General features: G+C 60.0%; 21 protein-coding genes. 8 read left to right on the top strand and 13 right to left on the bottom strand.

Annotated elements, in window-relative coordinates:
• Genes ACEWPM_RS19120 through lnt form a run of 4 tightly spaced genes read left to right on the top strand, consistent with a single transcriptional unit; the run spans position 1 to position 3297 of the window.
• The gene (locus ACEWPM_RS19120; protein ID WP_076530778.1) at positions 1 to 456 is read left to right on the top strand and encodes a DUF411 domain-containing protein; all 456 of its coding nucleotides are present in this window, start codon (positions 1 to 3) and stop codon (positions 454 to 456) included.
• A 12-nt stretch (positions 457 to 468) separates the two neighbouring features.
• A complete protein-coding gene (locus tag ACEWPM_RS19115) occupies positions 469 to 1251 on the top strand; it encodes a ZIP family metal transporter (RefSeq protein WP_076530776.1) in 783 nt (260 codons plus the stop codon).
• Positions 1235 to 1738: a signal peptidase II gene (gene lspA, locus ACEWPM_RS19110; protein WP_076530774.1), complete on the top strand. Its 504-nt coding sequence runs from the start codon at positions 1235 to 1237 to the stop codon at positions 1736 to 1738. The genes ACEWPM_RS19115 and lspA overlap by 17 nt, the downstream gene beginning before the upstream one ends.
• Entirely contained in the window at positions 1705 to 3297 is a 1593-nt protein-coding gene (lnt, locus tag ACEWPM_RS19105; RefSeq protein WP_393933632.1) for an apolipoprotein N-acyltransferase, read from the top strand. Before lspA ends, lnt begins: the two co-directional genes overlap by 34 nt.
• Here the strand turns inward: lnt and ACEWPM_RS19100 are convergent.
• Both ACEWPM_RS19100 and ACEWPM_RS19095 read right to left on the bottom strand, forming a co-directional pair.
• Positions 3288 to 3770, bottom strand: a complete 483-nt coding sequence (locus tag ACEWPM_RS19100; protein WP_393963900.1) for a L,D-transpeptidase family protein — start codon at positions 3768 to 3770, stop codon at positions 3288 to 3290. The genes lnt and ACEWPM_RS19100 overlap by 10 nt on opposite strands.
• A 101-nt stretch (positions 3771 to 3871) precedes the next feature.
• A complete protein-coding gene (locus tag ACEWPM_RS19095) occupies positions 3872 to 6220 on the bottom strand; it encodes a heavy metal translocating P-type ATPase (protein WP_076530768.1) in 2349 nt (782 codons plus the stop codon).
• 182 nt (positions 6221 to 6402) lie between these two features.
• Between ACEWPM_RS19095 and ACEWPM_RS19090 the strand changes: the two genes are divergently transcribed.
• Positions 6403 to 6687 carry a hypothetical protein gene (locus tag ACEWPM_RS19090; RefSeq protein ID WP_244512536.1) on the top strand — a complete coding sequence of 95 codons (285 nt, stop codon included), beginning with the start codon at positions 6403 to 6405 and terminating at the stop codon, positions 6685 to 6687.
• A 56-nt stretch (positions 6688 to 6743) separates the two neighbouring features.
• Here ACEWPM_RS19090 and ACEWPM_RS19085 read toward each other — a convergent pair whose 3' ends face one another.
• The 3 genes from ACEWPM_RS19085 to ACEWPM_RS19075 all read right to left on the bottom strand — a co-directional run bounded on the left by ACEWPM_RS19085 (position 6744) and on the right by ACEWPM_RS19075 (position 9497).
• Positions 6744 to 7409: a L,D-transpeptidase gene (locus ACEWPM_RS19085; RefSeq protein ID WP_076533314.1), complete on the bottom strand. Its 666-nt coding sequence runs from the start codon at positions 7407 to 7409 to the stop codon at positions 6744 to 6746.
• 198 nt (positions 7410 to 7607) lie between these two features.
• Positions 7608 to 9029, bottom strand: a complete 1422-nt coding sequence (locus ACEWPM_RS19080; protein ID WP_393963896.1) for a phospholipase effector Tle1 domain-containing protein — start codon at positions 9027 to 9029, stop codon at positions 7608 to 7610.
• Positions 9030 to 9140: 111 nt separating this feature from the next.
• Positions 9141 to 9497: an MbcA/ParS/Xre antitoxin family protein gene (locus ACEWPM_RS19075; RefSeq protein WP_170846558.1), complete on the bottom strand. Its 357-nt coding sequence runs from the start codon at positions 9495 to 9497 to the stop codon at positions 9141 to 9143.
• Between the two features lie 173 nt (positions 9498 to 9670).
• On the opposite strand from ACEWPM_RS19075, the gene ACEWPM_RS19070 reads away from it, so the two are divergent.
• Complete coding sequence (locus ACEWPM_RS19070; protein ID WP_076530762.1) at positions 9671 to 10231, top strand: DNA-binding protein; 561 nt, start codon at positions 9671 to 9673, stop codon at positions 10229 to 10231.
• Positions 10232 to 10301: 70 nt separating this feature from the next.
• The gene (locus tag ACEWPM_RS19065; RefSeq protein ID WP_076530760.1) at positions 10302 to 10487 is read left to right on the top strand and encodes a helix-turn-helix transcriptional regulator; all 186 of its coding nucleotides are present in this window, start codon (positions 10302 to 10304) and stop codon (positions 10485 to 10487) included.
• Between the two features lie 99 nt (positions 10488 to 10586).
• Here the strand turns inward: ACEWPM_RS19065 and ACEWPM_RS19060 are convergent, their stop codons facing one another.
• The 3 genes from ACEWPM_RS19060 to ACEWPM_RS19050 all read right to left on the bottom strand — a co-directional run bounded on the left by ACEWPM_RS19060 (position 10587) and on the right by ACEWPM_RS19050 (position 14049).
• The gene (locus tag ACEWPM_RS19060; RefSeq protein ID WP_393963895.1) at positions 10587 to 12788 is read right to left on the bottom strand and encodes an AAA family ATPase; all 2202 of its coding nucleotides are present in this window, start codon (positions 12786 to 12788) and stop codon (positions 10587 to 10589) included.
• A gap of 137 nt (positions 12789 to 12925) precedes the next feature.
• Entirely contained in the window at positions 12926 to 13468 is a 543-nt protein-coding gene (locus ACEWPM_RS19055; RefSeq protein WP_393963894.1) for a hypothetical protein, read from the bottom strand.
• Positions 13469 to 13548: 80 nt separating this feature from the next.
• A complete protein-coding gene (locus ACEWPM_RS19050) occupies positions 13549 to 14049 on the bottom strand; it encodes a hypothetical protein (protein ID WP_076530754.1) in 501 nt (166 codons plus the stop codon).
• 115 nt (positions 14050 to 14164) lie between these two features.
• On the opposite strand from ACEWPM_RS19050, the gene ACEWPM_RS19045 reads away from it, so the two are divergent.
• Entirely contained in the window at positions 14165 to 14338 is a 174-nt protein-coding gene (locus ACEWPM_RS19045; protein ID WP_076530752.1) for a ribbon-helix-helix protein, CopG family, read from the top strand.
• Positions 14339 to 14646: 308 nt separating this feature from the next.
• Here the strand turns inward: ACEWPM_RS19045 and ACEWPM_RS19040 are convergent, their stop codons facing one another.
• From ACEWPM_RS19040 to ACEWPM_RS19020, 5 genes are all read right to left on the bottom strand, one after another.
• A complete protein-coding gene (locus ACEWPM_RS19040) occupies positions 14647 to 15822 on the bottom strand; it encodes a tyrosine-type recombinase/integrase (protein ID WP_076530750.1) in 1176 nt (391 codons plus the stop codon).
• 367 nt (positions 15823 to 16189) lie between these two features.
• A complete protein-coding gene (locus ACEWPM_RS19035; protein ID WP_393963893.1) occupies positions 16190 to 17350 on the bottom strand; it encodes an acyl-CoA dehydrogenase family protein in 1161 nt (386 codons plus the stop codon).
• Positions 17347 to 18768, bottom strand: a complete 1422-nt coding sequence (locus tag ACEWPM_RS19030) for a carnitine 3-dehydrogenase (protein WP_393963892.1) — start codon at positions 18766 to 18768, stop codon at positions 17347 to 17349. The genes ACEWPM_RS19035 and ACEWPM_RS19030 overlap by 4 nt, the downstream gene beginning before the upstream one ends.
• Positions 18769 to 18789: 21 nt before the next feature.
• Positions 18790 to 19554 (bottom strand): SDR family oxidoreductase, encoded by a 765-nt coding sequence (locus ACEWPM_RS19025; protein WP_393963891.1) that lies wholly within the window; start codon positions 19552 to 19554, stop codon positions 18790 to 18792.
• On the bottom strand, positions 19551 to 20459 hold the full coding sequence (locus ACEWPM_RS19020) for a beta-keto acid cleavage family enzyme (protein ID WP_393963890.1): 909 nt from the start codon (positions 20457 to 20459) through the stop codon (positions 19551 to 19553). Before ACEWPM_RS19020 ends, ACEWPM_RS19025 begins: the two co-directional genes overlap by 4 nt.
• Between the last annotated feature and the right edge of the window lie 29 nt (positions 20460 to 20488).

The following is a 20488-nucleotide window of genomic DNA, read 5'->3' as shown; positions in this document are numbered from 1 at the left end:
ATGAAACCCTTGACCAAGGTCCTTACTTTGCTCCTCGCTCTTTCTCCGGCAGCGCAGGCGCTTGCCGAGGGCACCGCAATCAATGTTCAAAAAACCAATGGATGCGGCTGCTGCCTATCGTGGATGAAGCATCTGGAGGAGAATGGATTCACGGCAACTGGTGAGGACATGTTTGCCGGCACCTTAGTGCGCTTGAAGCTGGATAACGGTGTGCCGCAGCGCATGATCTCCTGCCATACCGCATTTGTGGAAGGCTACGTCATCGAAGGACATGTTCCGGCCGCCGACATCCGCCGATTGCTCGAAGAGCGCCCCGATGCGGTCGGGCTCGCGGTGCCGGGGATGCCCTATGGCTCGCCCGGCATGGGACCGGAAGACGACCGCGAAGCATATGAGGTCTTTCTCATCCGAGAAGATGGATCGACCGAAGTCTTTTCCACCTACGCCGAAGGATAATCTGGCCCTCGAATGGAAACGCTTTCACCCATAATGCTTGGCTTCCTGGGAAGCCTCGCCGCCGGATCACTTACTGCGGTGGGGGCGATTCCTGTCCTCTTCGGACGCATTCCCTCGCGGGCCACGCGCGACATGTCGCTGGGTTTTGCAGCTGGTGTCATGCTCGCCGCCTCGTTCTTTTCGCTCATCATCCCGGCACTGGACGCAGCCGAGCCGATGTTCGAGAGCGGCGCAATGCCCGCCTTGATCGTGTGCATCTCGATCCTGCTTGGCATGGGCGCCGTCGCTCTGATGAACGAAAAACTGCCGCACGAGCATTTCAAGACAGGGCGCGAAGGACCGGACTCGGCCGCCCTGCGGCGGGTCTGGCTGTTCATCATCGCGATCACGATCCACAATTTCCCCGAAGGACTGGCTGTCGGCGTCGGCTTCGGCTCGGGCGGCATGGAAGGCGGCCTGCCGCTTGCCATCGGAATTGGGCTTCAGAACGCGCCCGAGGGTCTGGCCGTGGCGGTCTCCCTGCTGGGCGAGGGTTATCCAAAGGTGCGCGCCTGGGGCATTGCCGCCCTGACCGGTATGGTCGAGCCGATCGGCGGGCTCCTGGGTGCCGGGATCATCACGCTCTCGGAGCCTCTCTTGCCGTGGGGTTTGGCCTTCGCGGCTGGTGCGATGCTATATGTCATCAGTCACGAGATCATTCCCGAAACGCACCGCAGCGGCCATCAGAACAAGGCAACGCTCGGCCTCGCGATCGGTCTGGTTCTCATGCTCTTCCTCGATGTCTGGCTGGGGTAAGGTCATGGAATATGGAAATAAGACCTTGCTTCTTGGCGTGATCGTCGCGCTGACCTCACTTGCGGCGGATCAGTTGACCAAGGCGATCGTTGTCGAGAATGCCACCCTGCTGAGTGCCGGACTGCCGGTGTTTCCCGGCTTCAACCTCGTCTTCGGGCGCAATGACGGTGTGACTTTCGGGCTTCTCGCCGGTGTGCCTTGGTGGAGCCTCGTTCTGTTGGCCTTCGCATTCTGCGTCTGGCTTGCAATCATGCTGACGCGAACCTCCACCCGCATTGAGGCGGTCGCTTTCGGTTCAATCCTCGGGGGCGCTTTGGGCAATATCGTTGATCGCGTCCGCTATCGAGCGGTGACCGATTTTCTGGATTTTTACGTTGGAACTGCGCACTGGCCCGCTTTCAATTTGGCTGATGTGTTCATCGTCTGCGGCGTAGGCTTGATGCTCCTAGCGCCTTGGATCAGCGCGCGGCGCTCCATCAAGCCGTGACCGAACGGCGCGACCGCATTGCGCAAGGCCGTCATCTTTTGGCGCGCATGGCACTTGCCTTTGTTGCCGGGGCGCTGACTGTGCTGACCTTTCCGCCCTTCTCGATACTGGCTCTGGTTCCCGTCGCTTATTCCGCGCTCTTTGTAATTTTGGCCAAGGTTTCCGTCGGGCATGCCTTACTTATCGGCTGGGCGTTTGGGCTTGGACAGTTTGGCTTCGGGATTTCATGGATTTCCGAGAGTTTCTATGTGGAAGCTGATCGTTTTGGCGCGCTTGCCATCCCTGCCGTCGCGGGCCTGTCGGCGGGTTTGGCAATCTTCCCGGCCATCGCAGCGTCTCTCTTTGCCGCGGTCTCGCGGCGCAAGGTCTTGACCGGTGTCATTGCCTGCCTTCTGCTCGCGACCTCCTGGACGCTGGCCGAATGGCTGCGCGGCCATATTCTTACTGGCCTTCCGTGGAATCTCGCCGGATATGCGGTTGTAGATTACGCTGCTCTACGCCAGCCCGCCGCATGGGTTGGCAGCTATGGGCTAAGCTTCCTGATCATCTTCGTCAGCGCGCTGCCGGGCGCGGCCTTTATAGCAGTGGGCAAGCAGAGAGGGGCTATCTTCCTCGGGGCCCTTGCCTGTCTAGCGGTTATTTGGGGCGCAGGCGCGCTGCGCTTTCAGACGGAAGTGCCGCCCCCGCCCGGCATCGACCTGCGCTTAGTGCAGGGCAACGTTCCGCAAAAGGAGAAATGGGCGCCCGAAAACCGGGAAGCGACCCTCGCGCGCTATCTCGAGATGTCGTCCCGGCCCGGCAATGTCGATGTGCTGCTCTGGCCGGAGACCGCCTTTCCCGGATTTCTCGACGAGGATGCCGAGGCGCGCGCGCGGATCGCGGACGCGCTGCCCGAAGGCACAGCATTGTTGACCGGCGTTCCGGACAGGGTGTCGACCGAGGACGGCACATTTTATTTCAATACTGTCCAGGCGCTTGATGATACCGCCAAAATCCTGGACGGATACGCGAAACACCATCTGGTGCCTTTCGGTGAATATGTGCCGCTTCGCGGTTGGCTGCCGATCGAGCGGCTGACGCAGGGGATGGGGGATTTTACGCCCGGACCAGGACCGCGCACGCTGGCATTGCCGGTCGCGCCATTGGTTGGTGTGGCGATCTGCTACGAAATTATCTTTCCGGGGCATGTTGTCGATGACCTCTTTCGGCCCGACTGGATCTTCAACGCGACAAACGATGCCTGGTTCGGCACCAGCATCGGACCCGAACAGCACTTGGCATCTGCGCGGATGCGTGCTGTCGAAGAGGGCCTGCCCATCGTTCGCGCAGCGAATACAGGCATTTCCGCGATTATTGACGCCAGCGGAGAGGTGCTGGCCCGCCTCGACACCGGAGAGACGGGTATTCTCGACGCGGGCCTGCCAGCGGCCCGCCCGCCCACACCCTACGGTCGCCTCGGGGACTGGGCGCTGCTCGCTCTCATCGCGTCAAGCTGGGCTCTCGCGCTGATCGGCGAAAAAGCCGTCAGGAGGGGGCCCGGGTCACGCTGTCATGCGTAGATGTCGATAGGAGTTCCGTCTCTGACCATTGCATAGACATCTTCGATCTGACGGTCGGTGAGCGCGATGCATCCCGCCGTCCAGTCTTGCACGTTCGTAGGATCAATACCGCGCCGAGGTCCGCCATGGATGAAGATGTCGCCTCCGGGAGACTTTTCTTGAACCTCTGCGAAGGCGATGTCGGCCTCGTTTGGGTGAGAAATGCCGATCGAAAGGTGAAAACTGCTTTCCGGATTGCGCCGGTCGACCAGATATGAGCCTTCAGGCGTGCGCCCATCACCCTCGAACTGCTTGTGGCCCTCGGGCGCGAACCCAAGGCCGACCGGATAGGTCCGCAGAACCGAACTGGCGCCGTCGAGAACGAGGAGCCTCTGTCCCTTGTAGAGCCGGACACGCGTCACCGCAGGCCCATTGTAGCTGCGGAACTTGCTGCCGCCCGCACAGCCAGAGAGAAATGCCGCCAAACCGCCCAAGAGAACGGTTCGGCGTGCACATTTGTAGGTCTTCACTGCTCGATGCCCCTTTATGACGAGGTCTATATCAGGGTTCACTCTAGCTGGCTTGACGGATGGGCTCAATGCCCATGCGCCAATGCACCCTTGGTTAACTGCTCGCCCACAGGCGCCCCACCGGCCGGAGGCGAATTGCGCTCGCCCGCATTCAGAAGCCGTAGGGCATTCGCGACGACCAGCAGCGATACGCCGACATCAGCTGCGATGGCGCCCCACATCGACGCCATACCGAAGGCGGTCGCGACCACGAACGCAGCTTTCGTAGCAAGGGAGATCGCAATATTTTGACGGATGACTGACATGGTCCTGCGAGAGTGCCCGATGAGCCATGGCACCTTGCCGATATCGTCGGTCATGAGAGCGATATCCGCCGTCTCGATGGCAGCATCCGAGCCGACTGCGCCCATCGCGATAGCGTAATGCGCCCGCGCCATGGCTGGAGCATCGTTCACGCCGTCGCCGATCATCGCGACCATATCATGGGTTTCGACCAGCTCCTCGATGGCTTTCACCTTGTCTTCGGGGAGAAGCTCGGCGCGCACCTCGTCGATGCCGACCTCGGCGGCGACCGCGCGCGCCGTGCGCTCGTTGTCTCCAGTCAACATGACGATCGTCCGCACGCCCTGCGCATGAAGCTGCGCTACGACGTTCTTAGCTTCGGGGCGGACGCGATCGCGCAGCTCCAGGATGCCGGTGACACCGCCCTCGTCACCCACGGCAACGAGCGTGTTGCCGGCGCCTTCGATCCGCTCACGCAGATCTTTCGGAATTGAGTCTCCAAATCCTTTCTCTTCGGCAAAACGGTCCGAGCCGAGCCAGATGGACCGACCGTTTGCCCGTCCTTCCAAGCCTCGGCCCGGAACCGTGCGGGTATCCTCGGCGGCCGATACCGTGATGCCATCGACCTCGGCTCGTGCGAGAATGGCGCGCGCCAGCGGATGAGACGAGCGTGCCTCGAGGCCCGAGGCCCTGGCTACGAGATCCTTGGCCGACGCCCCACCTAATGGATGCACCGCGGCAACTTCGGGCTCGCCCATGGTGATTGTGCCGGTCTTGTCCATCGCAAGCGCGGTGGTGCGGCTCGGAGCCTCGACATAGGCACCGCCTTTGATGAGAACACCGGAGCGTGCCGAGGAGGTCAGCGACGCCACGATGGACACCGGGGTCGAGATCACAAGCGCACAGGGGCAGGCGATAACGAGAAGCACGAGTGCATTGTAGAACCAGTAATCCCAAGCGCCGCCCAGAACGAGAGGTGGAAGGACTGCGATCGCGATGGCCAAAAGCATTACGATAGGTGTGTAGATGCGCGCGAATTTCGCCACCCATTGCTCCACCGGAGCGCGGCGCGCGTGGGCGTCACCGACCATTCGGATGATCTTGGCCAACACTGTGTCCGAGGCTGCCTTGGTCGCCCGAACGGATAGCGTGCCCTCGCCGTTGATCGTGCCCGCGTAAACCTCGTCTCCGGCCTCCTTGGGCACCAGTGCGCTTTCACCCGTGATCGGTGCCTGATCGACCGCGCCCGCGCCGTCAGTGACCTCCCCGTCAAGCGGAATGCGGTCGCCGCCGCGCACCACGAAATGGTCGCCCACGGCCACTTGGGCCGCCGGCACGTCTGCCTCTGTGCCGTCGTTGTAGATCACCCGCGCAGTCGGCGGCGCGAGATCCAACAACGCAGACACTGCATTGCGCGCGCGCCCGACGCTCCAGCTTTCCAGAAAGAGCGAGAGCGAAAAGAAGAATGCGACCGTCGCGGCTTCGAAGAACTCGCCAAGGCCAAGGGCGCCAGCGACGGCGACCACCATCAGAAGGTTCATGTCTGGCGACAGCCGCCGCGCCGACGACCATGCCTTGGGCGCGACCAGCCATACCCCGAAGAGGATTGCTAGCGCAAAGAGCCCTGCCTCGGGCACTGGCATGGAGGTCATTCCGTGACCGGAAAAGATACCCAAGGCACCGCCGAGGCCGGTTTCCACCAAGTGCCAGACAAAACCGGCGGCCCAGAAACTACCGCTGAGCGCGGTGAAAAGCTTTTGCCGGGCAAGATGCGCAGCCTGGTCCTGAGATGCATTTTCGGAATCCCAAGGCTTGGCTGTCATTCCAGTGCTGGCAACCAGCTCGGCGATCTTATCGTCGGAAACATTTCTGGCACTATCCAGAATGGTCATCCGCCCGTTGATGACATCGAAGGCCAGATGTTCCGCCCCGCCGATTTCAGGACCGATGACCTTGTTGAGGATCGCGACCTCTTCGGCACAATCAAGGCCGGACACCTGAAAGCTACGGCCCCCGGAGGATGCGGGAGCGGAAATCGCGACATTGCCGTCGGCTCCACAGCCTCCGCAACAATCGCTCGGGGGCTGCGTCGCGTCGCTTGCGTGATCGGGGCGATGGATATCGGATGGCATGAACAGACCTCGGGATTCGGGTGGTTCAGGCACTGATAGAGCCTACAGTAGCTAGAGCTTCAAGAGCAAAGTTGGTTGGTAACTCCAATCAATTTCGAATAGTAAAACATTGGTCAGAACCTTCATGCTTCTACGATTGGACATGGTGGAACGGCCGTCGATAAAAGTGGAAGGAACCTTTTATGCTGACGATGATCGAACCCCGAAACATGTTGGTCGCGGCCACCTTTTTCTTCGTGGCCGGCTGCGCCGTGCAACCCAACGAAATCAGCGAAGAGGACGATCGGATTGGAGACATCCCCGAAAACGTCATTGCCATGGCGGACCCGGATCAGAATATCGCAACTGCGCGCCTCAAGCCGGAAGACAACTGCTTCTGGTATGAGCATCGCGGGCCGGTCGAGACGACCTTGGTGCCGCTTCGCAGCCCCCAAGGCAATCCGATCTGCGCGACGACGGGCACCTGAGGTCTATCACTCGGAATTGAACAAACACTTTACGTGGGTTCAACTCACCAGTCCGGTTACGTTTTCGTTCTGACACTGTCGTCAGCTGAATAGAGGTGCGCCGTCGAGCCGATTTCGACATTAGGATAAAGATCGTTGATATGCGCCATGACCATACGCACGCAGCCGGAACTTGCGCGGCCGCCAATGCTTCTTGCGTGAGGCGTGCCGTGGATGCGCAGATACGTATCCCGGTCCCCGACATAGAGATAAAGAGCGCGCGATCCCAAGGCATTTTTCGGCCCAGGTTCCATGCCATCGGCGACGTCAGCATATAGCTCCGGGTCACGATCGATCATATTCTGGGTCGGCTGCCAATGAGGCCACTCGACCTTCCGTTTGATCGTGTAGGTGCCGGGCTCGTATAGCTTGCCACGCGCGATTGCGACGCCATAACGCATCGCCGTCCCCCCTTGTTCGATATGGTAAATATATCTCGCCACCGCATCGACATGTATATCGCCAGGAACGAGCCCATCGTTGGCTTCAACTCGCTGCGGAAGAAATCTTGGATGCAAGCCCCATGGATTTGACGTGGCCGCGTCGTAGCCGGGGGGTGTAACCTCGGCATCCCACGCAGCTTTCTGCGCTTCGGTCGGCCAAGTGTCGGCCAAAAGTGGAGAAGATATGGGCGCCGAGAAAAGCGCCGCGCTCGTCTGAATGAAATGTCGTCTTGTCAGCATGATGTCCTCGATATGGATCGCATTGCGCTTGGAGTGTTCAACCCACATCACGCGATCTAGTTCCTCTAGTAACTAGAGGTTCAAGGGTTAATGCAGCCCAGTGGAATCACTTTTTGAAAGAATAGCACGGCGAAGATGTGGCCGGCTTTTTGAAGCTCTTTCAGTTGAGCCAACAACGAAACGCCCTAGCGGATATCGTCAATAGTAACCTTTGGTATCGGGATGGTTCCGAAGCTGCTCGGGCCGATATGGCTGCATCTCTCCCAAATGCGAAACCGGCCCGGCCTTCAGGCGTTCGATCACAGTTGGATGTAGCGGAAAAAGCGTGCCTACATCCCTCGGTTCCGATGGCCAGCGCCTTTTTAAAGGGCCGAATGAAAACATGAGCGTTTCTTCATGCTGCATGCCGGTAGGATCAGGCATGACGAAAAGCTTCTCCGAGTTGATTTTTACCTCCGGCACGCATTCCTTCAGCTCTTCCAGTATCCATTGCAACGCGATGTCGCTGAGCCTCGATTCCGGCTCGGGGTAGCTTCCACCAACATCGCTGTGACATCCCGCAAACCAGACCTGTTTCAACCATTCCGGTTTTCGCCCTACGGTTTTTTTGGCCTCGGCTGGCATAGCCCATTTCACACGTGGAAAATTCTTCCGGTGCTCATCGATCGCAAGCGCGTGACGAGCGAAACCTACGTCGGAGTCGAGCCATTTATCGTAATTTTTCAGGTTCCATTTCGCGTAATGGCCGTATTTCCAGATGGACGGCCAGTCCGATATCCTACTCAGCCTCAAAGGCTTTTTCTCATTGGGAGAGAAGTATTTCCACTGAGACCACTTCAACCTGCCATACCAGAACCCGATAAGCCCCAAGAGAGCGAGGAGCGGACCCCACAGATACCAAGACCAGCCAAACCACAAAGCAGCGACGAACAGTGCCAAGAGTATGGTGACAGCAATCCCGGCAGCGAGAGTGACTTGACCGTTGCCCAATGCCGCGACCGTATCGAAAACGCCGATGAATGTCGGTTGCACGTTGCCTTGCACGTCCTCGTCAGCGTCAGGCACAAAGCTGGAATACTTGCGCCTAAACCGACGGCCGAGTTCCTCACGTCGACTGTAATACGGCTCCCGGCCACGCGAATACCCATTGCCGTGGTTGTAAACGTAGTTGACCGAATCGCTCGCTATTTTTCTAAGGCGTGGCCCATGGCGGGGCACGAGTGATCCATCGGGCATTCGTGCTGGAATGCCGCAAAGGTTCATTACATTCGCGACCGCCCTGACAGTGTATGCCCCACGAGAAAACCCGAACAGCAGGATCCGGTCGCCGGGTTCGTAATATGAGATGATCTTCTCGTAGCAATCGATGACATTCTCATCAATGCCCGTGCCAACCGCGGCCGAGAGGTTGTTTCTGATGCGTCGAAGCGTTAGCCCACCGACCTCGCCTGCTCCTAGACCGGCGTCATAGAAACAGACCTGATCGCATGGATCGATTGGTGACGACGGTCCGGGACGCATCGCTCGATACATTTTGTAGATGTTCGATAGACGCTGGTCTGGCCGCAGGCCGCCTTCTTGGCCAGTTCCATCCGAAAAAATCAGGATATTCTTTGGCATTTCATCGCCCTGGCTGTTCTGCGTTCGTTCCCACCATCATGCGAAGAAGCCGTAACGTCAATCTGCAACTTTTCTTGATAGGGCCAAACCGATGGTGAGGTGCAAAATTGGTTAGATTGCAATGCCTGCATTGGCGCGCTCCAACAAGATCCGCACTTCATTAGCGCCTGTGCTGCCGCTGTCCATGACATCCCTTGGAGAGCGCCCGTTCAGAAGCACGTGAGGTCGCTCAAGAAAACGGCTGATGGCTTCGGCATCATTGTGATAAGTGTGTTCGATCAGTTTGATCAAGGCCACATATTCCAGTTCATTTTGCATTCGCCCAAGTCCTTTATGCCCGATGCGTTCGATTTGCGCGGTCGTCTGAAACCGTAGATGACGCAAAGCGAGATCCGGGTGCGCCGTATGATCAAAGTAGCCCGTCTCGACCGTCCAGCTGTGTCCGGCTGACGCGCTCGGTTCAGCCACCCGCCATCCTTCGCACCTCTGACGCCAGGCGAGCATCGGAGCACGTCCGGACAGGGCGCCACCGTAATGATTACCGTAACAGATACCGTAATCATTACGGTAACCGTATTTTAAACCCGGCTTTAATCGCGCTTCAGTATCTCATGTCACGGAACAATGCTGGGAGAAAAAGAATGGCGCAGCAGTTACTTACCAAAAAACTTTTTGCAGAAACGAAGTCGCTCCTCGAAAAAGAGGGGGCCAAAATCAGCGCGAAGACGATCTGTGACCGCGCGGGGGTTGGCTCTTACACCACCGCGACACGTCTGATGTCCGAAATGCGTGCAGAAAACGAGGCGCTTCTCCGCGCACCGGACGAAGTTACCGACGAACTTTCACACCTCCACGACTACGTGTGGACGGTGGCGATGTCTGAAGCGACGCGCAGTTTCGAGGCTGACAGAACGCTACTTGAACGGAATCGCGACGAAGCCGAGGCGCTCTCGTGCGAGCGGCTGGACGTGATCAAACAAATGGAAACGGATGCCGAAACCCAAGCCGAGCGCATCGCGCAGCTTGAGGAACGTCTGCGGGCAGCAAAGGTGTCGATAACGGGCCTGAAGCGCAATGCGGAGGAGCAGCGAACGCGAGCCGAGACACTGCAGTCAGTCGTTGCATCCATTGCGGGTGAAAACAGAACTTCGTCGGAATCGACCTCGAGGCAAGCCTCCGGTGAATCGCCCGCGGATGCGTGACTTATCGTTAAACCTTGCCGAAACCTTCATCGGTTAAGTTCTCATTAGTCATTTCAAGGAAGGATTTCATATGACGATTGAGAACAGAATCTATAACCGCCGCGAAGTCGAAGCGATCACAGGTCTCAGCAAATCGAGCCTCTATCGGCTCATGTATGCGGGTGATTTTCCACAAACCGTGAAGCTGTCCTCCCGGCGTGTCGGCTGGTCCGAACTCGCCCTACGCGCTTGGCTCTCCGAACGTGGGGCATACTGAAGGCCGCGTTGGTAACGGCCCGGATTTCCGGTGCTACCATCCACAAATTCGCGTCCCGGCAACCGCATTTCAGGTCGCCGGGGCGCGGTTTGATGATCCTCACGGCCCGGAGCCGGATGGGTAACCTGAGGTCGGATTATCCGGCATGAACGCGGGCCCGCTCATTCGTCGCTTTTGGCCAGCTCCCTTGCCGTCGTTGGCGGCTTCGATTTTTCGCATCCAGTATTCAAGCGCTTCGCCTTCCAGCATCCTGGCCTTGAACAATGCATTCCCCATATTTTTCAATAGGGCCTCATGCGCCGACAGGATCGAGATCGCCCGCGCTTCGGCCGACTCGAGGCGGTCTCGAACTCTTGCAGCATTCTCGGGATCATGCAGATAAAGGCTGTGATCAAGATCGGTCCACGCAAGGCCTTCGGCGCCAAGCCCGAGCTTCGTATCGATCTCCGCGGCCTTCCGGGTCGCTTGGGCAAGATCCGATGTTTCGCTGCCACCTGCACCGGCGGTGGGAGCGCCGAGCACAACACGCTCAGCCGCGCGGCCTGCAAGCAAGTGGATCAGCTGGTTCTCACAATCTGCGATGAGGCCTTCGGTGCGAGGGGAACTGACCCATGTCCCGCCACCAGTCGTCGTCAGCGCGACGCGGTTGGCGCGCCCCATACCCAGAAACTGATGCACGATGGCGTGCCCACATTCGTGGATCGCGATCCGGTATTCCAGCGCCGAATTGCGGGCTTCTGCGCCGAACTGGGTGAGCAGATCGCTTACCTGAAGGGCTCGGTCTTGCGACCTCGCGCGGGTGCGCGCGGCGCGGAGCGCACCGTCGATCTCGGCGGCGCTTCGGCCTGCGGCAGCAGAGACCAGATGCTCGAGATCCGGCGCGACAATGGCTTCGGGCAGCCCGTCCCGGAGCATCCTGCGGATGGCCGCTGCACCGGGCAAGGGCACTTCGACCTTGAGGTCGAACCGGCCGGGCCTCATCGCCGCAGCGTCGATCCGATCAGGGAAGTTACAGGTGCCGACGACCATGAGCCCCTCAAGATTTTTCAAACCATCCATGAGTTCAAGAAAGCCATTGATGACTTGATGGGTGTAGTTCGCATTATGCTTTTCCGGGCTTGCGCGATCGCCGAGCGCGTCGACTTCGTCGATGACTAGGATCGAGGGTCGCGCTTGCACCGCATTCTGGAAAGTCTCGCGCATCGCCTTCAGCATGTCTCCGAGATGGCCAGCGGCCTGCCACGCGGCGAAGCTCCCGCGGACCATCGAAACGCCTGCGCTGTTTCCCATAGCCGAAGCCAAGAAAGATTTGCCGGTGCCTGGAGCGCCGTGGAACAGAACGGATCTTTGAACCTCGGACCACGCAAGATCACCAGCACGCCAGTCCTGGAGGTCGGACACCATTTGCTGTGCCGCGTCTTCCGCGGCCCCAAAGCCCTCGATGTCTGCGAGAGTCGGGCCGTCTCTTGAATCTTGGGTGGTCAAAGAGACCACCTTCGCCGCGAATGATGCGGCAGTCCGTTCGCGCAAGGCGGCTGCCAGGCGCGGCCATGAGAGATCAGACGCCGGATCGGGCAGCATCTGTTGAACCTTTCGCGCCTCGGAGGCGGATGGTGAATAGACCTGTCTTGTGAGTGCCAAGAGAATATCCCGCGAGGCAGGTGCAAGGCGCTGCGGGGGCGGCAGGCAGTTCAGAATGTCTCTCGGCACCTGGTCAAAGCTTGGTGCGAGCAAAAGAACTGGATGTGGTGACTCCAGCGCAGCAATGATCTTGCTTCTCTGGTCGCGGGTGTCTCTGCGATATTCCGGCTCCGTCAATGTGAGTGCGACGAGGGTCGATCCTGGAGCGCCTTTCGGCAGGTATGTATCTGACCCGAACGTCACCTCTCGGTCGAAAAGCGCAGTCTCGAAGAGCTCGAGAATTGCACTCATCGACGCATCGCCGACCTCGATCAATGTCAGCGCGCCGGCGTTCAGCAGCTTGTCGACGTCGGATTGCGTTCCAAACGTCGCACAGAGGCGGAAAAGCAGGGTGAGATCACGCGGCTGCGTTCGCGGGTGCGGCCGCGGCTTCGGAATGCGCTTTTTGGATTTGCCAGCCTGATCCGTTTGACTGGTCTTCGCGATGACCCGCCGCTTGGCTTTCGCCTCCGGCAACGGCTCTTCATCGAGCAGGAGAGCGTGCTCGGTGAACGGATCATCCTCCTCGGTCTGCCGTGGTCCGCCCGGCAGGCTGCGCAGGCGCTCCAGAGCCTGCTGGGCAAGCGGTTGCCACTTAGGTTCGGTGTTTGATTGGGTCATTAGGTGTCTTTCAGGAATAGGGGGACGGCGGGTCCGGAAACCGGATCCGATGGGATTTCGAGTGAAGGCAGCTGATGCGGCGCCGCCCCGAGAGGCGAGGCGCCGGTCGACCTGCTCAGAAGGCTGATAATCCCGGCTCAGGGGGGCGCGCCTTCAGACATGCCGGGCTCGAGAAGCCCGATCTCTTCAAGCGCGCAAAGGTAGCTCGCCCGTGGATGCGCGCGCAGACCTGCAATCTGGTCGAGACTTATGCGATACGACTCCCGCCGGTCCGCTGAAAAGAAGACGACGTTCTCCGGCAAAGCGACGAGCGCGGCAATGTCGTAGTCGCCTGCTCCATATGATCGGATGCCCTTGGGCGATCCGCTATAGCCGCGCTTCATCGAGAATTTATAGAACCCGTCGACAGCGCGCGCCGAGGTCTTGACCTGGATCGTGACATGCCGATCACCGCGCCTGACGAGCCGGTCGAAGGGTTCATCCTCTGGCGCGGCGAGAATGTGATCGCCATATCGAGTGAGTATACTATCAACGAGGTGCTCACCGGCGCGGCCGATGCGCTTGGCATATCGACTGATCGTTCTTGACGACACATGGGGATAAGCCTCGAGAGCATTCGAAAGCGTGGGTGCTGAGCGCGCAATCGAACAGAATCCGGGAAATTCGGGCTGGAACGGCATGATGGCCTCCCATTGAATGGATGAAGACAGAGGATGACGGCGCGCGGCCAGGAGCGACCCTTAGACCGCGCGAGTGGCCGTCACATTGCGGCGGCCTGCATCTCAGCCCGCGGATCCCTGCCCAGAACCGCCCAATCGAGTGTTTTGAACCATTCCCGCGCAATCGCGATCATCTGTTCGCTGCGCCTTCCGACCGCGGTGTCAGCACTGCAGGGAAAGATCGGAGAATAGTCGCGAACAAGTGTTTGATACGCCTGGCAATCTTCGGAATGCTCAAGATATGTCGAGATGCTGATGTGGGCGGCAACATGACGAAGCTCATCATCTTCGGCCCGCATCGCATCATTCCTCAGGATTTTCTGCGCAATATTGATGACATCCATCCACGCGTTTTCGGCGCGCGAGGCCCGATCTTTGAACTCCTCATCGAACACGTCGCATTTGAGGGTATCAATCTCGGCCTCGACAGCCGCGCGAAGCGCGATCAGGAGCCGAGAAAAGTCGCGGGAGACCGGGCTGTGGACGAAGTCTTGCGGCTCTTCTGTGGTCCCGGCGGTTGTGTTATTGGCTTGGTAGGTCATGAATTGATCTCCTTCTCAGATCGGTTTGTGATTTAGAGCCAAGGTTGGGTTGCCGCCCGACCTTGGCTTGCTTATATATTACGATATCTATATATCTACGTCAAGGATGAATATCATGATATCTAAGAAAAATGACGAGAAAACAGATACCCAAGCTGTTCTTGTGCGTATGCCCGTCAAAATGATCGAGCGGATAGATGCGCTGCGGCGCGCGGAAGACGATCTGCCGACGAGACCGGAGATGATCAGACGCCTTGTGGAGCAGCGTATGGACGAAAAAGGCGGCTGAAGCCCCTCACATTAGGAGGCGTTGGTCGTCACAGGCCGATTTCTTGGAAATTTTCCTGAAAGATGGATGATTTCATGAGAATCTGGGGGGAGTCGGCTCGGCTGAGATTATTTTCTGGAGAATTTCAGGAAACGTGACCCGAAAATCTGAAAAGGTGGTCGCCAGCAGGTCAGGTTTCATTTTTCGAAAATCCATGTGCTGCGGTGGGCCAAAGGAAATTTCAAGAACCTGGAATGCATTAGGGCTCTCCTTGTTTGGAGAGCCCTAATGCTGGAGGACCGCTCTGCACTCTTCCTGATCAGTCCTCGTCAGGCCGCCTTGGCGATATTGGCCTCGATCCCCGTAACGAAGTTAGACCAAAGATCGGTCCAGGAACGACGTTTCTCAAGAAAATCGGTTCTCTTGTAGGCGCGCTCGACATCAGATCCGGTCTCATGTGCAAGCATGGCTTCGGCGACGTCATTTGGACAGTCCGTCGCCTCCGCGAGCCATGTCCGAAGCGATGACCGGAACCCGTGCGGCCGCGCCGCGAGACCACGCTCGACCAGTAGTTTCCTCATCGCCATTTTGTCGATGCGGCCACCGCGGCTGTTCGAAAAAGCATGGGCGCTGGACTGATGCTTGCGGACAAGGTCGAGGACGTTAAGAGCTTCGGGTGACAGGGGGACAGTGAACGTCTTCTTCTGTGACTTTCGGCCTTTAAGGTGATCTGAGGGGATCACCCAGTCACCGCTCTCGATTTGATCGAAGTCGAAATTTAGGACAGACCCGCTTCGGACGCCAGTCAGGATCAGAAGACGCAATGCCAATTCGGCTTGGCTCTCGCCGAGCGTGCCATAAAACTCTGGCACGTCCGCCCAAGGCATCGCTTCGATATGGCTACAGCTGACCTCGGCACGGCCAAGGAGCACTTTCGCGTTCTCAAGAGTTTGAAGTTTGACGTCGAGGCCAAGTGCCAGCGCATGAACGAAGACGGTTTTGAGGCGAGACAGCGCCTTGCGGGCAGTTTCGTTCTTCGAATGCCAAAGTGGCGCGAGCGCATCGCGGATGTCGTGCTGATCGATCTGATCGATCGGCCTCTCTCCGAGTTTAGGCAGCACATGCACTCGGAGCGGACTGAACCAGCGGCCGTCATCGCGCTTCAACGTCTTCCTGTGCGACTCATAGGCGTCTTCCGCGACAGCTTCGAGCGTATCACTGACCCGGCGGATTTGTCCGAGGCGAATTCTTCGTTGTTTCTTGGGATCGAGCCCCTCCCGCAGGTCGCGGCGCGCGTCTTCGGCTGCGTCACGCGCGTCACGAAGCGTGACCTCCTTGAGCGACCCCAGGCCCATTTCCTTCCGACGCCCCCAAAGACTGTAGCGAAAGCTCCACTGGCCCCCGCCGTCTTCGCGCTTCAGCAGCCAAAGCCCATTCCCGTCACCGTGCTTCCCCGGCGGAGCACTCTTCACTGCCAAAGCTTTCAACTTGTTCCCAACGCGCATAATATCTACCCTCCCGTCAACACTAGGTAACAACCATTTACGGCCCCAGATGGTGCCTGCTGGGAATCGTAACACACTGGAATTAAAGCAGGTTTAAAAGCCTGAGACGTCCTGACACCAACTGGTCGAATCCGCATGGCTGCAGGATACCCCTCCGGCGGGGATATTTTCCGCCAGAAGATACAACGTTTTATTAACCATTTCCGCGCATCTTGATCACACGGTACAGGCGGGGACGCCGATGACCGTGCCAGGAGATGCAAGGAAACTTGCGTGTCACGCAGGGGAGGCGGGCAAACCCCTCCCCTGCATCTTTTGGCCCCAAATATCCTCGCCGAAGGCGAAACTCTTCTGGGGCGACATCCGCTCAGGCGCCCAAAGGCCGCAGCAGATCGCGGCTGATGATGTGGCGCTGGATCTCGGACGTGCCGTCCCAGATGCGTTCAACCCGCGCGTCGCGCCAGAACCGCTCGATCGGGAAATCGTCCATCAGGCCCATGCCGCCGTAGATCTGCAAGGTGGCATCCGTAACGAGCGCCAGCATCTCGGACGCGTAGAGCTTGGCCGATGCAATCTCGCGGTTGGCGGGCAGGCCCTGGTCCAGCCGCCAGGCCGAGGCGAGGGTGAGCCAGTCGGCAGCGTCGATCTCGGTGATCATGTCCGCGATCTGGAAGCTGACGCCCTGGTTCTTGCCAATGGGCTGGCCGAACTGCTTGCGCTCGGCCGCGTAGTTCAGCGCCAGATCGAAGCAGCGGCGTGCGCGGCCCACGGACATGGTGGCGACGGTGATCCGGGTCGCGTAGAGCCATTCATTCATCACCTCGAAGCCGCCATCGACCTCGCCCAGCACCTGCGCGTCCGGCAGGCGACAATCGTCGAATTCGAGGATCATGTTCTTGTAGCCGCGATGGCTGACCGATTTGTAGCCGTCGCGAATGGTGAAGCCCGGCGTGCCGCGATCGACGAGGAAGGTCGTAATGCGTTTCTTGGGACCCTTCGGCGTGTCGTCCTCGCCCGTCGCGATGAAGACGATAATGAAATCGGCATGGTCCGCGCCCGAGATGAAATGCTTGGTCCCGTTGATCACCCAATCGCCGCCATCGCGTTTTGCGGTGCATTTCATGCCGCGCACGTCCGATCCGGCGCCCGGCTCGGTCATCGCCAGCGCATCCATCCGCTCGCCGCGCACGGCAGGCAAGAGGTAGCGCTCGCGCTGCTCGTCATTGCAGGCCATCAGGATGTTCTGGGGCCGGCCGAAGAAATGCGTCAGCGCCATTGAGCCGCGGCCCAGCTCGCGCTCGACCAGCGCGAATTCGAGATGGCTGAGGCCCGCGCCGCCCACTTCCTCGGGGAAATTGCAGGCGTAGAAGCCCAGATCAATCGTCTTCTGCTTGATCGTCCGTGCCAGTTCGGGCGGCACCTCGCCGGTGCGCTCGACCTCGGCCTCGTGAGGGTAGATCTCGTTCTCGACAAAGCTGCGCACGGTCGAGACGATCATTTCCTGCTCGTCGGTCAGTCCGAAATTCATTTCTCTGCTCCTTGATGGGCCGCAGCCAGCGCCTCGACGGCGCGCGCAACCTCGGGCGAAGGCTCGCAGGTGCGGCGGGTCTCTAAGCTGACATGCAGCATGAACTGGTCGCAGGCCGCCATGACCTCGCCATCCGAGGTGCGGCGCATCTCGTGCAGGCAGCGCAGCTTCTTGCCCTTGCCTTCGGTGACGCGGCTATAGACCTCGACGGCCTCGCCCGCATGGGTCTCGGCCAGGTATTTCGTGGTCGTCTCGACCGTGAAATAGCTATGACCACCTGCGATATAGGCGTCATCCGCGCCGACATAGGCCATCACCTCTTCGGACGCGTCCGAGAAAATCTGACCGTAGCGCCCCTCGTTCATGTGCCCGTTCACATCGGTCCAGTCGATGGGGATCGTGCGGCTGAGGCTGAGCATCGGCGTGCCGGCCTCTAACGTGGGGCGCATCGTTTTTTCGTGTTCATTGAGCAGACGCCCCGACGCGTTGCCCTGCTGTTTCAAGGCCCGCATCATTGCGATCAGGTTGCCGTCGCGCTTGCGCTCCAGCTGGCGGATGGTCAGGTGGCCGGACTGGTCGTCGGACTGGTCGGCAATCATCTGCGCCAGCTCATCAGTCAGTTCGGGCACGTCCATCAGCTTGGTCCAGGGCCACTTGAGGCAAGGGCCGAACTGGTCGATGAAATGCTTCATCCCGGCCTCACCGCCCGCGACGCGATAGGTCTCGAAGAGCCCCATCTGCGCCCAGCGGATGCCAAAGCCGTAGCGGATCGCGTTGTCGATCTCCTCGGTCGTGGCGATGCCGTCCTTGACCAGCCAGAGCGCCTCGCGCCAGACCGCCTCGAGGAAACGGTCAGCGATATGCGCGTCGATCTCCTTGCGCACGCGCAGGGGATAGAGGCCGACGGAGGTCAGCATCTCGGCAGCGCGGTCGACGGTTGCGGTGTCGCTGGCCTCGGTGGCCACCACCTCGATCAAAGGCAGCAGGTAGACCGGATTGAACGGATGGCAGACCATGATCTGACCGGGGCGCGTGGCGCCCTCCTGCAGCTCGCTCGGCTTGTAGCCGCTGGTGGACGAGCCGATGATGGCGGATGCATCGCAGGCGCCTTGGATCTCGGCATAGACCTTGTGCTTGATGTCCAGCCGCTCGGGCACGCTTTCCTGGATCCAGTCGGCGCCGGTCACCGTCTCGGCCAGCGTGTCGTGAAAGGTAAGCTGGCCCTCGGCGGGCATCGCGTAATCGTAGAGCATCGGCAGCGCGTGGCGCGCATTGCCGAGTACTTCTCCTATCTTGCGCTCGGCTTCCGGGTCGGGATCGAAGATGCGCACGTCCCAGCCGTTCAGCAGGAAGCGCGCGGCCCATCCGCCGCCGATCACGCCGCCGCCGATGATGGCGGCTGTCATTTGCTTGGTCATGTCAATTCTCTCATGCGCCGCTCAGGGCGCGTTGGTTTCGGTATGGCCGTCGATCGCGATGATCTGGCCGGATATCTTGCTGGCGGCAGGGGACGCGAGGAAGAGGACCGTATCGGCCAGATCGTCCACCGTGACCCACGTGCGCATGGAAACGCCGCGCACGTATTGCTGGCGCACATCCGCCTCATCGCGCATCGAGGCCTTGGCCTCCATCGCCACGACGCGGTCCATCCGCTCGCCCTCGACCGCACCGGGGCAGATCGCGTTGACGCGCACGCCCACGGGGCCCAGCTCCATCGCCAGCGTTTTCGTGAGGCCGACGAGACCCCATTTCGCCGACGCATAGGGCGAGCGGTAGGGGTGGCCCCATTGGCCCGAAGTCGATGAGGTGATGATGATCGAGCCCTCCCCCTGCGCCCGCATGATGCGCGCGGCCCAGCGGCAGGTGAGGAATGCGCCGCCAAGGTTCACATCGATGCAGGCCTGCCAGTCGGCATAGTCCAGATCCTCGATCCGCCCCGCAGGTCCACCCGTGCCAGCATTGGCGCAGACCACGTCGACGCCGCCCCATGCCTCTTCGACCTCGCCCAGAAAACCTGCCATCTGCGCCTCGTCCGTGACGTCGGCCTGGCGGCAAATCGCACCCGGCAATGCCTCGGCGGCGCTCGCCACGGCGCCCGCGTTGGCATCGCAGAGCGCCACTCTGTCGCCGCGCGCGGCGAAGCGGCGGGCAAGGCCGTAGCCGATGCCCGATCCACCTCCGGTGATGAGGACGCGCTGGCTCACTTCGGGGCGCGCTTTTTCAGGTTCAGCTTGTCGCGCACATCGGCGGGCGACATCACCTTGGCGCCCATCCGCTCAATGATCTCGCGGGCGCGGGTCACCAGCTGGTGATTCTCGGCCAAAACGCCCTTATCGAGCATCAGATTATCCTCAAGGCCGACGCGGACGTTGCCGCCTGCCAGAACCGAGGCCGCTACAAAAGGCATCTGGTCGCGGCCCAACGAGAACGCCGACCAGTTCCAATCGGCGGGCACGTTGTTCACCATCGCCATAAAGGTGTTCATGTCGTTGGGCGCGCCCCACGGCACACCCATGCAGAGCTGCACCAGCGCGTCCGCCTCAAGAATACCGTCCTTGACCAGCTGCTTGGCATACCACAGGTGGCCGGTGTCGAAGGCTTCGATCTCGGGCTTGACGCCTGCCTCGGTCATCATGCCGCCCATCGCCTGCAGCATGCCGGGCGTGTTCGTCATCACGTAATCCGCCTCGGCGAAGTTCATCGTGCCGCAATCCAGCGTGCAGATCTCGGGCAGGCAGTCCAGCACATGCTCCACCCGTTCTGACGCGCCGACCATGTCGCTGCTGTTGCTCAGCGGCAGGGGTTTTTCCGGGGTGCCAAAGATCATGTCGCCGCCCATCCCGGCAGTCAGGTTCAGCACGACATCCGTATCGCTGGCGCGGATGCGCTCGGTCAGCTCGCGATAAAGCTTGGGATCGCGGCTGGGCGCGCCGGTCTCGGGGTCGCGGACGTGGCAATGCACGATGGCGGCGCCAGCCTTGGCCGCCGCGATGGCACTCTCGGCGATCTGTTCGGGGCTGCGCGGCACATGCGGGCTGCGGTCCTGCGTGCCGCCGCCGCCAGTCACGGCGCAGGTGATAAAGACGTCGCGGTTCATCATAAGAGGCATTCGGCATCCTTTCGGGTGAATTTCTGAAT

It is taken from the genome of Roseovarius maritimus (assembly GCF_043355895.2).
GTDB classification, from domain to species: domain Bacteria; phylum Pseudomonadota; class Alphaproteobacteria; order Rhodobacterales; family Rhodobacteraceae; genus Roseovarius; species Roseovarius maritimus.
The sequence above is the reverse complement of the archived record's forward strand: the minus strand, read 5'-3'. Positions and strand labels throughout refer to the sequence as shown.

Bases quoted from the DNA above. Each gene is read 5' to 3' on its own strand.
- ACEWPM_RS19060 (WP_393963895.1), bottom strand. From the start codon at position 12,788: ATGACCCAATCAAACACCGAACCTAAGTGGCAACCGCTTGCCCAGCAG.
- ACEWPM_RS19045 (WP_076530752.1), top strand. From the start codon at position 14,165: ATGATATCTAAGAAAAATGACGAGAAAACAGATACCCAAGCTGTTCTT.
- ACEWPM_RS19070 (WP_076530762.1), top strand. From the start codon at position 9,671: ATGGCGCAGCAGTTACTTACCAAAAAACTTTTTGCAGAAACGAAGTCG.
- ACEWPM_RS19090 (WP_244512536.1), top strand. From the start codon at position 6,403: ATGCTGACGATGATCGAACCCCGAAACATGTTGGTCGCGGCCACCTTT.
- ACEWPM_RS19035 (WP_393963893.1), bottom strand. From the start codon at position 17,350: ATGAATTTCGGACTGACCGACGAGCAGGAAATGATCGTCTCGACCGTG.
- ACEWPM_RS19065 (WP_076530760.1), top strand. From the start codon at position 10,302: ATGACGATTGAGAACAGAATCTATAACCGCCGCGAAGTCGAAGCGATC.
- ACEWPM_RS19055 (WP_393963894.1), bottom strand. From the start codon at position 13,468: ATGCCGTTCCAGCCCGAATTTCCCGGATTCTGTTCGATTGCGCGCTCA.
- ACEWPM_RS19120 (WP_076530778.1), top strand. From the start codon at position 1: ATGAAACCCTTGACCAAGGTCCTTACTTTGCTCCTCGCTCTTTCTCCG.
- ACEWPM_RS19050 (WP_076530754.1), bottom strand. From the start codon at position 14,049: ATGACCTACCAAGCCAATAACACAACCGCCGGGACCACAGAAGAGCCG.
- lspA (WP_076530774.1), top strand. From the start codon at position 1,235: ATGTCTGGCTGGGGTAAGGTCATGGAATATGGAAATAAGACCTTGCTT.
- ACEWPM_RS19030 (WP_393963892.1), bottom strand. From the start codon at position 18,768: ATGACCAAGCAAATGACAGCCGCCATCATCGGCGGCGGCGTGATCGGC.
- ACEWPM_RS19095 (WP_076530768.1), bottom strand. From the start codon at position 6,220: ATGCCATCCGATATCCATCGCCCCGATCACGCAAGCGACGCGACGCAG.
- ACEWPM_RS19040 (WP_076530750.1), bottom strand. From the start codon at position 15,822: ATGCGCGTTGGGAACAAGTTGAAAGCTTTGGCAGTGAAGAGTGCTCCG.
- ACEWPM_RS19080 (WP_393963896.1), bottom strand. From the start codon at position 9,029: ATGCCAAAGAATATCCTGATTTTTTCGGATGGAACTGGCCAAGAAGGC.
- ACEWPM_RS19085 (WP_076533314.1), bottom strand. From the start codon at position 7,409: ATGCTGACAAGACGACATTTCATTCAGACGAGCGCGGCGCTTTTCTCG.
- ACEWPM_RS19020 (WP_393963890.1), bottom strand. From the start codon at position 20,459: ATGCCTCTTATGATGAACCGCGACGTCTTTATCACCTGCGCCGTGACT.
- ACEWPM_RS19115 (WP_076530776.1), top strand. From the start codon at position 469: ATGGAAACGCTTTCACCCATAATGCTTGGCTTCCTGGGAAGCCTCGCC.